Here is a 9,327-nt window from a genome sequence, read left to right on the forward strand (position 1 = left end):
CGGACCGACGTCGTCCAGACCGATGCATATTCATTCATTCTGTGGCATAGTTATGCGCATGTCATTGCGCGTAGCTGTAGCCGGGTGCACCGGGTACGCCGGCGGGGAGGTCCTCCGGCTCCTGCTCGGCCATCCCGATGTTGAGATCGGGACCCTCACGGCCGGTTCGTCGGCCGGTTCGACGCTGGGTGAGCACCAGCGTCACCTCACCCCGCTCGCCGACCGACGGATAGAGGCGACGACCGTCGAGGCCCTGCGTGGACATGACGTCGTCTTCCTCGCCCTGCCGCACGGCACCTCCGGGGCGGTGGCCGCCGAGCTCGACCCGGGCACGGTCGTGGTCGACTGCGGCGCCGACTTCCGCCTCGAGGATCCGCTGGCCTGGGAGAAGTTCTACGGCACACCGCACGCCGGCAGCTGGCCGTACGGCCTGCCCGAACTACCCGGTCAGCGCGAGGTGCTGGCGACGACCAGGCGGATCGCGGTCCCCGGCTGCTACCCGACCGGCGCGACCCTGGCTCTGCTGCCGGCGCTGACCGCCGGCCTGATCGACGGTCACGACGTCGTCGTGGTGTCGGCGTCGGGCACCTCGGGGGCGGGCAGGTCGGCCAAGCCGCACCTGCTCGGGTCGGAGGTGATGGGCTCCACCAGCGCGTACGGCGTCGGTGGCGTCCACCGCCACACCCCGGAGATCCTGCAGAACATGGCCCGCCTCGGCGCGATCCACCCCAGCCTGTCGTTCACCCCGCTGCTGGCCCCGATGCCCCGCGGCATCCTCTCCACCGTCACCGCGCCGATCCAGGGGGTGAGCGCCGACGAGGCGTACGACGCGTACGCCGCCGCCTACGCCGACGAGCCCTTCGTCCACCTGCTGGCGAAGAACGTCTGGCCCGCCACCGCCGCGATCGTCGGGTCCAACGTCGTCCACGTCAACGTCACCGTCGACGAGAACGCCGGCCGGCTGGTCGCCGTCACGGCGATCGACAACCTCACCAAGGGCACCGCCGGTGGTGCCATCCAGTCCATGAACCTCGCCTGTGGCCTCCCCGAGACCACCGGCCTTCCGCTGATCGGAGTCGCGCCGTGAGTGTCACCGCCGCCAAGGGCTTCACCGCCACCGGCATCGCCGCAGGGATCAAGGCCTCCGGGAGCCAGGATCTCGCGCTGGTCCGCAACATCGGGCCACACTTCGACGCGGCCGGCGTCTTCACCTCGAACCGGATCTGCGCCGCCCCGGTCACCTGGTCGCGCCAGGCGATCGCCGACGGACGGATCGACGCCGTCGTCCTCAACTCCGGCGGTGCCAATGCCTGCACCGGCGCCGACGGCTTCGCCGACACCCACCGCACCGCGGAGAAGGTCGGCGAGGAGCTCGGTGTCTCGGCCGGTGATGTCGTCGTCTGCTCGACCGGTCTGATCGGCGTCCGGTTGCCGATGGAGGCGTTGCTGGCCGGGGTGGCCACCGCCGCCACGGAGCTGTCCGCCGACGGTGGCCGGGCTGCCGCCGAGGCGATCATGACCACCGACACCCGCCCCAAGGAGGCCGCCCGTACGGTCGACGGCTGGACCATCGGCGGGATGGCCAAGGGCGCCGGCATGCTCGCCCCCGGCCTGGCCACGATGCTCGTGGTGATCACCACCGACGCCGTGGTCCCGGCCGACCGGCTGCAGCCGGCGCTGCGCGAGGCGACCCGGCTGACCTTCGACCGGCTCGACTCCGACGGCTGCATGTCGACCAACGACACCGTCGTGGCGCTGGCCTCCGGCGCCACCGGCATCACCCCCGATCCCGACGCGTTCCAGCAGGCCCTCACCGAGGTGTGTCACGACCTGGGCCAGCAGCTCATCGGGGACGCCGAGGGCGCCAGCCACGACATCGCCGTCCGCGTCGTCAACGCCGCCTCCGAGCAGGACGCGCTGCTGGTGGCCCGCTCGATCACCGGCTCCAACCTGTTCAAGTGCGCGATCTTCGGCAACGACCCCAACTGGGGCCGGGTGCTCTCCGCGCTGGGCACCACCGGCGCCGCGTACGAGCCGGACGGGGTCGACGTGTCCTTCAACGGCGTGATGGTCTGCCGCGGCGGCGCGATCGGCGAGCCGCGCGAACTGGTGGACCTGCATCCCCGGGCGGTGGATGTCCTGGTGGACCTGCACGCCGGTGCGGTCGGCGCCACGGTGTGGACCAACGACCTGACGTACGACTACGTCAAGGAGAACGCGGAGTACTCCTCATGAGTGAAGCGGTCGACGCGCTGACCCTGACGGAGAAGGCCTCCATCCTGATCGAGGCGCTGCCGTGGATCGACCGCTACACCGGGCGGACCATCGTGATCAAGTACGGCGGCAACGCGATGATCAACGAGGACCTGCAGCGGGCCTTCGCCGAGGACATCGTCTTCCTGCGCCGCTGTGGCGTACGGCCGGTGGTCGTGCACGGCGGCGGGCCGCAGATCTCGGCGATGCTCAAGCGCCTCGACATCCCCTCGGAGTTCCGCGGCGGATTCCGGGTCACCACGCCGGAGACGATGGAGGTCGTCCGGATGGTGCTGATGGGCCAGGTCGGCCGGGAACTGATCGGGCTGGTCAACGAGCACGGGCCGCTGGCGGTCGGCTCCTCGGGTGAGGACGCCGGGCTCTTCCGGGCCGAGCGCCGCACGGTGAGCGTCGACGGGGAGGCGGTCGACCTCGGCCTGGTCGGTGACGTCGTGCACGTCCGCCCCCGGGCGATCCAGGACCTGATCGACGCCGGGCGCATCCCGGTCGTCGCCACCGTCGCCCCTGACGACAACGGTCAGGTGCTCAACGTCAACGCCGACACCGCCGCCTCGGCGCTGGCCGTGGCGCTGAAGGCCGACAAGCTCGTCGTCCTCACCGACGTCGAGGGGCTCTACCGCGACTGGCCGGCCAGCGAGGAGATCATCACCGAGATCACCGCCTCCGAGCTGGCGGCCCTGCTGCCCGACCTGGCGTCGGGGATGGTGCCCAAGATGGAGGCCTGCCTGCGGGCGGTCCGCGGTGGACTGAACCGGGCGACGGTGATCGACGGGCGGGTGCCGCACGCCCTACTGCTGGAGATCTTCACGAACGCCGGGATGGGAACGATGGTCGTCGCCGACAAGGAGAACATCGATGACTGAACAGGGGAGCATCGGTCAGGCCGAATGGCTGGACCGCTACGACGCCGCCTACATGCAGAACTTCGGCTCGCCCAAGCGGGTCCTGGTCCGCGGCGAGGGCTGCCGGGTGTGGGACGTCGAGGGACGCGAGTACCTCGACCTGCTGGCCGGCATCGCGGTCAACTCACTGGGTCATGCCCACCCCGACATCGTCGCCGCGATCAGCGACCAGATCGCCACCGTCGCGCACATCTCCAACCTCTTCACCAGCCCCTGGCAGGTGGAGCTCTCCGAGCGGCTGGACGCGCTGGCCACCGCCAACGCCCCGGGCATCCCGGCCCGGGTGTTCCTCTGCAACTCCGGCTCGGAGGCCAACGACACCGGCTTCAAGCTCACCCGGCGCACCGGCCGGACCAGGATCGTCGCGATGGAGGGCTCCTTCCACGGCCGGACCCTCGGGGCGGTCAGCCTGACCTCCAAGGCCGCCTACCGTGAGCCGTTCGAGCCGCTGCCCGGTGGCGTCGTCTTCGTGCCGTACGGCGACGAGGCCGCGCTGGCCGAGGCGGTCGACGACGAGACCGCCGCCGTCGTGCTGGAGACGATCCAGGGAGAGAGCGGCATCATCGTCGCGCCCGACGATTTCCTCCGCGCCGCCCGCCGGATCACCGACGAACACGGCGCCCTGCTGTGGATCGACGAGGTGCAGACCGGCATCGCGCGCACCGGTCAGTGGCTGTCGTACCTGCCCTCCGGCGTCACCCCCGACGTGGTGACGCTGGCCAAGGGGCTGGGTGCCGGTATCCCGATCGGGGCCTGCATCGCTGTCGGCCCGGCTGCGGATCTGCTCGGTCCCGGGTCGCACGGGTCGACCTTCGGCGGCAACCCGCTGGCTTCCCGGGCCGGCCTGACCGTGCTGGACGTGATCGAGCGTGACGGGCTGCTGGAGCACGTCCGGGCGGTGGGGGAGCACCTCGCCGCGGCCGTCCTGGCCCTGGGTCACCCCGACATCGTCGAGGTGACCGGCGCCGGCCTGCTGCGCGGCATCGTGCTGGCCCGCGACATCGCGCCGGCGGTGGCCGACCGCGCCCTCGAGGCGGGGTTCCTGATCAACGCGCCGCGTCCCAACCGGCTGCGCATCGCCCCGCCGCTGATCATCACCGCCGCGGAGGTCGACTCGTTCGTCGCCGCACTCCCGACCCTGCTGGAAGGCTGACATGACCCTGCATCACTTCCTCGCCGATGACGACCTCACCGCGGCCGAGCAGTCCGCGGTCCTCGATCTGGCCGCCTCCCTCAAGGCGGACCCGACCTCCCGCCGGCCGCTCGAGGGCCGTACGATCGCGGTGATCTTCGACAAGTCCTCGACCCGCACCCGGGTCTCCTTCGAGGTCGGCATCACCGAGCTCGGCGGCCATCCGATGATCATCGACGCCGCCGGCTCCCAGATGGGCCGCGGTGAGTCGATCGCCGACACCGCCCGGGTGCTGGGCCGCCACGTGGCCGCGATCGTCTGGCGGACCGCCGGGCAGGAGCGGATCGAGGAGATGGCGGCGTACGCCGGGGTCCCGGTCGTCAACGCGCTGACCGATGAGTACCACCCCTGCCAGATCCTCGCCGACCTGCAGACGATCCGGGAGCACAAGGGCGACACCCGCGGGCTGACCTTCAGCTACTTCGGGGACGCCGCGAACAACATGGGCAACTCGTACGCCCTGGGCATGGCACTGGCCGGGATGCACGTACGGCTCGCCGGCCCGGCGGACTTCCTGCCCGACCCGCAGATCGTCGCCCGCGCCGAGCGGATCGCCGCCACCACCGGCGGCAGCATCACCGTCACCACCGACGCGCACGCAGCCGCGGCGGGCGCCGACGTGATGGTCACCGACACCTGGGTGTCGATGGGGATGTCCGGCGAGGGCCGGGAGACGGTGTTCCGCCCGTACCAGATCAACCGCGAGCTGATGGGGCTGGCCGACCCGGCCGCCATCGTGATGCACTGTCTGCCCGCCTACCGCGGCAAGGAGATCACCGCCGAGGTGCTCGACGGGCCGCAGTCGGTGATCTGGGACGAGGCGGAGAACCGGCGGCACGCCCAGAAGGCGGTCCTCAGCGTGCTGGTCGCGGCGGCCGACCACTGACGCCCGTCACGACGTCACCCCGGCCCACGCCGTTCCCGCTCACCCCATCCCCACCGACGTCATCCCGATGGTCGAGGTCGCAGTCATGGACACACCGCTGAAGGAGCCCGCCCGCGGGCCGTTGACGAAGACGGCCCGCCATTCCCGGATCCGGCAGATCCTCACCGCCGGACCGGTCGCCTCGCAGACCCAGCTGGCCGACCTGCTGGCCGCCGACGGGCTGGTGGTCACCCAGTCGACCCTGTCCCGGGACCTGGTCGAGCTGGGCGCGGTCCGGGTCCGGGAGGGTGACCAGACCGTCTACCGGGTGCCCAACGAGGGGCCGGTGCCGGGGCTGCGGCCCCGACCGGCGGAGGTCGACGACCATCTGGCCCGGATGTGCCAGGACGTGTTGGTCTCGGCCGCGGCGTCGGCCAACCTCGTGGTGCTGCGCACGCCGCCCGGGGCGGCGCAGTACCTTGCCTCCGTACTGGACCGCGCGGCCTGGCCGGAGATCCTCGGCACCATCGCCGGCGACGACACCGTCGCCGTCATCACCCGTGACCCCGACGGCGGCGAGGACGTCGCCGCCCGACTGCTCTCCCTGGGAGGAAACCCATGACCCAGCCCACCGATCCGGCGACTGCCGCAACGTCAGCCTCCGGCCCCGTCCACGCCGGCGAGGGCATGCTGTGGGGCGGCCGGTTCAGCGGCGGCCCGGCCGAGGCGATGTTCGCGCTGAGCAAGTCCACCCAGTTCGACTGGCGGCTCGCCCACTACGACATCGCCGGCTCGAAGGCCCATGCCAATGCCCTGCACCGGGCGGGCCTGCTGACCGACGCCGAGCACACCGGGATGCTCGCCGGCCTCGACGAACTCGACCGCCGGGTGACCACCGGCGAGTTCGGCCCCGCGCCGAGCGACGAGGACGTGCACGGCGCCCTGGAACGCGGCCTGATGGACCTCCTCGGCCCGGAGCTCGGCGGCCGGCTGCGTGCCGGCCGGTCCCGCAACGACCAGATCGCCACCCTGATCCGGGCCTACCTGCGCGACGAGATCCGAGTCGTCGCCGAGGAACTGCTCGGCGTCATCGAGGCGCTGCGGTCGCAGGCCACCCGCCACCTCGGGGTCGCCATGCCGGGGCGTACGCACATGCAGCACGCCCAGCCGATCCTGCTGTCGCACGAGCTGCTGGCGCACGCCTGGCCGCTGGTCCGCGACATCGACCGGCTGCGGGACCTGGACAAGCGGCTCGCGGTGAGCCCGTACGGCTCCTCGGCGCTGGCCGGCACCTCGCTGGGGCTGGACCCGCAGGCCGTCGCGGCGGACCTGGGCTTCGCCTCCTCGGTGGCGAACTCGATCGACGGCACCGCGGCCCGCGACCAGGTGGCCGAGTGCGCCTACGTGCTGGCCCAGGTCGGGGTCGACCTGTCCCGGCTGAGCGAGGACGTCATCACCTGGTGCACGGTCGAGTTCGGCTTCGCCACCCTGGACGACGCCTGGTCGACCGGCTCGAGCATCATGCCGCAGAAGAAGAACCCGGATGTCGCCGAACTGGCGCGGGGCAAGGCCGGCCGGCTGATCGGCAACCTCGCCGGACTGCTCGCGACACTCAAGGGCCTGCCGCTGGCGTACGACCGCGACCTGCAGGAGGACAAGGAGCCGATCTTCGACTCCCTGGACCAGCTGCGGGTGCTGGTGCCGGCGATGGCCGGCATGGTCGCCACGCTCACCTTCCACCCGGAACGTACGGAGGAGCTCGCCCCCCGCGGGTTCTCCCTGGCGACCGACGTGGCCGACTGGCTGGTCCGCCAGCGGGTGCCGTTCGCCCAGGCCCATGAGATCGCCGGGGCGGCCGTACGGTACTGCGAGAAGGCCGGCATCGACCTGCCCGACCTGACCCCCGAGGACCTGCCGCAGATCGCCCCCGAACTCGGCGAGGGGGTGCTGCAGGTGCTCTCGGTGGAGGGAGCGATCGGCTCCCGCTCGGCCCGTGGCGGCACGGCGGAGTCGGCGGTGCGGAGCCAGCTCGACGAACTGGCCGGCGAGATGGCCTCCGCCCGGGATTTCCTGGCTCGATAGGGTGGCCCCTGTGAGCAACGTTCTGGATCAGCTGAAGTGGCGGGGCCTGGTGGCCCAGACGACCCAGGAGGAGGCCCTGCGGGACCACCTCGAGGCCGGGCCCGTCAACTTCTATGTGGGCTTCGATCCGAGCGCCGCCTCGATCCACATCGGCAACCTCGTACAGATCATCCTGGCCAAGCGGCTCCAGGAGGCCGGGCACAATCCGTTCCTGCTGGTCGGGGGGGCCACCGGGATGATCGGTGACCCCCGGCAGGTGGGGGAGCGCGTGATGAACCCTGAGGAGACCGTACGGGAGTGGACGGAGAAGATCCGCTCCCAGGTCAGCCGGTTCCTGGACTTCGAGGGGCCGCACGCCGCCCGGGTGGTGAACAACTACGACTGGACCTCGACGATGAACATCATCGAGTTCCTGCGCGACATCGGCAAGCACTTCCCGGTGAACCGGATGCTGGCCCGCGAGGTGGTGCGCTCCCGGCTGGAGTCCGGGATCTCCTACACGGAGTTCTCCTACGTCCTGCTGCAGTCGATGGACTACCGACACCTGCACCGGGAGTACGGGATCACCCTGCAGACCGGTGGCAATGACCAGTGGGGCAACCTCACCGCCGGGGTGGAGCTGATCCGGCGCTCGGACGGCGACCATGTGCACGCCATGTCGACCCCGCTGATCACCAAGGCGGACGGCTCGAAGTTCGGCAAGTCCGAGGGCGGGGCGATCTGGCTCGATCCGGAGATGCTCAGCCCGTACTCGTTCCACCAGTTCTTCCTGAACGCGGAGGACGAGAAGGTGATCGACTACGTGAAGGTCTTCACCGCGCGCAGTCCCGAGGAGATCGCCGAGCTCGAGGACAGCCTGCACCGGGAGCCGTGGAAGCGGGCCGCCCAGCACGCGCTGGCCGACGACGTCACCACCCTGGTCCACGGCGAGACCGAGACCCGACGGGCGATCGCTGCGGCCGAAGCGGTGTTCGGGCGCTCCGACCTCGCCGACCTGGACGCCCGTACCCTCCAGGACGTGCTGAGTGACATCTCGCTCCGGCCGATGCCCACCGGGGAGGACCTTCCCACGGTGGTCGACGTCCTGGAGACCGCCGGGGTGGTGGCCTCCAGGTCGGCCGCCCGACGGGCGATCCAGGAGGGCGGGGCCTACATCAACAACACCAAGGTCACCGACGCCGAGGCGCGCCTCACCCCGGCGGACCTGCTCCACGGGACCTACGTCGTCGCCCGCCGTGGCAAGAAGACCATCGGCGGGGTGGCCGTCCAGCGCGGCTGACCCACGATCCTCCGGGTCGGGATCCTCGGCTCCGTCGAACCGGCGGGCTCTGTCGAACCGGCGGTGGGTGACGTGTGTCACCCACCGCCGGTTTGACGTTCTCGTTCCGTACGCGTATTGTTCATCAAGCCCTGTTGGGAACGGGCCCTCGCAAGAGGGGCCGGGACCGGGGCCTTCACCTTCCGCCCGATCCTCTGGACCGGGTGGGGTCTGCTCTTGTGGGCCCGTCGGCATGCCGACACAGCCCAGGAGGTCGACCGGGGGAAGTCGGCCGGATTTGACTCCGGCAGGCCTCCTCTCTATGGTGGGGGAGTTGCTTTTCGCAGAAACTGTTCGAAAGAGCATTCCTGGTAAGCGACTCAAGTATTTTCGGAATTGATTTCAGGCAGGCCTTTCGGGGGTTGCTGGGGCATTCGGAAATGCGAGTGAAGGAAACGTCCGGATTTGACTCCGGATGAGGAACTCACTAAAGTAAGTCGAGTCGGTGGGACGGGAAACCGGAACAGCGATCCTGACCATCAGAGATGGCGGTCAGGGCTCGAAGATCTAAAAAAGTCGGATTTGACTTGGCGAAGATCATCGAGTAAAGTAAATCTGGTCGCCCCGAGCGGCTCCGGGTTGTTCCGGGGTGGTGAGGTGTGTGTCCGATGTTTGAGAACTCAACAGTGTGCTTTGTTTAGTCAATGCCAATGGCACTATTTTTAGTGTCGACATCACAATATGTTGTTTTGTG

General features: G+C 70.1%; 8 protein-coding genes. All 8 read left to right on the top strand.

The window, feature by feature from the left end; genetic code table 11:
- Nucleotides 1-58 precede the first annotated feature (58 nt).
- The 8 genes from argC to tyrS all read left to right on the top strand — a co-directional run bounded on the left by argC (nucleotide 59) and on the right by tyrS (nucleotide 8,594).
- The gene (gene argC / locus VB059_RS07835) at nucleotides 59-1,087 is read left to right on the top strand and encodes an N-acetyl-gamma-glutamyl-phosphate reductase (protein WP_323421457.1); all 1,029 of its coding nucleotides are present in this window, start codon (nucleotides 59-61) and stop codon (nucleotides 1,085-1,087) included.
- Complete coding sequence (argJ, locus tag VB059_RS07840; RefSeq protein WP_323421458.1) at nucleotides 1,084-2,235, top strand: bifunctional glutamate N-acetyltransferase/amino-acid acetyltransferase ArgJ; 1,152 nt, start codon at nucleotides 1,084-1,086, stop codon at nucleotides 2,233-2,235. Before argC ends, argJ begins: the two co-directional genes overlap by 4 nt.
- Nucleotides 2,232-3,137 carry an acetylglutamate kinase gene (gene argB, locus VB059_RS07845; RefSeq protein ID WP_323421459.1) on the top strand — a complete coding sequence of 302 codons (906 nt, stop codon included), beginning with the start codon at nucleotides 2,232-2,234 and terminating at the stop codon, nucleotides 3,135-3,137. Before argJ ends, argB begins: the two co-directional genes overlap by 4 nt.
- On the top strand, nucleotides 3,130-4,329 hold the full coding sequence (locus VB059_RS07850) for an acetylornithine transaminase (RefSeq protein ID WP_323421460.1): 1,200 nt from the start codon (nucleotides 3,130-3,132) through the stop codon (nucleotides 4,327-4,329). The genes argB and VB059_RS07850 overlap by 8 nt, the downstream gene beginning before the upstream one ends.
- A 1-nt stretch (nucleotide 4,330) precedes the next feature.
- Complete coding sequence (gene argF / locus VB059_RS07855) at nucleotides 4,331-5,254, top strand: ornithine carbamoyltransferase (protein WP_323421461.1); 924 nt, start codon at nucleotides 4,331-4,333, stop codon at nucleotides 5,252-5,254.
- Nucleotides 5,255-5,339: 85 nt separating this feature from the next.
- Nucleotides 5,340-5,855, top strand: coding sequence for an arginine repressor (locus VB059_RS07860; protein WP_323421462.1), 516 nt, complete (start codon nucleotides 5,340-5,342; stop codon nucleotides 5,853-5,855).
- A 65-nt stretch (nucleotides 5,856-5,920) separates the two neighbouring features.
- Nucleotides 5,921-7,315, top strand: coding sequence for an argininosuccinate lyase (gene argH, locus VB059_RS07865; protein WP_323421470.1), 1,395 nt, complete (start codon nucleotides 5,921-5,923; stop codon nucleotides 7,313-7,315).
- Nucleotides 7,316-7,325: 10 nt separating this feature from the next.
- Nucleotides 7,326-8,594 carry a tyrosine--tRNA ligase gene (gene tyrS, locus VB059_RS07870; protein ID WP_323421463.1) on the top strand — a complete coding sequence of 423 codons (1,269 nt, stop codon included), beginning with the start codon at nucleotides 7,326-7,328 and terminating at the stop codon, nucleotides 8,592-8,594.
- The last annotated feature ends 733 nt before the right edge of the window (nucleotides 8,595-9,327 follow it).

Origin of the sequence: Raineyella sp., assembly GCF_034933565.1 — a bacterium.
Lineage (GTDB): Bacteria > Actinomycetota > Actinomycetes > Propionibacteriales > Propionibacteriaceae > Raineyella.

Coding starts and splice junctions, on each gene's coding strand:
- argC (WP_323421457.1), top strand. CDS start 59: ATGTCATTGCGCGTAGCTGTAGCCGGGTGCACCGGGTACGCCGGCGGG.
- argB (WP_323421459.1), top strand. CDS start 2,232: ATGAGTGAAGCGGTCGACGCGCTGACCCTGACGGAGAAGGCCTCCATC.
- VB059_RS07850 (WP_323421460.1), top strand. CDS start 3,130: ATGACTGAACAGGGGAGCATCGGTCAGGCCGAATGGCTGGACCGCTAC.
- argF (WP_323421461.1), top strand. CDS start 4,331: ATGACCCTGCATCACTTCCTCGCCGATGACGACCTCACCGCGGCCGAG.
- VB059_RS07860 (WP_323421462.1), top strand. CDS start 5,340: ATGGACACACCGCTGAAGGAGCCCGCCCGCGGGCCGTTGACGAAGACG.
- argH (WP_323421470.1), top strand. CDS start 5,921: ATGCTGTGGGGCGGCCGGTTCAGCGGCGGCCCGGCCGAGGCGATGTTC.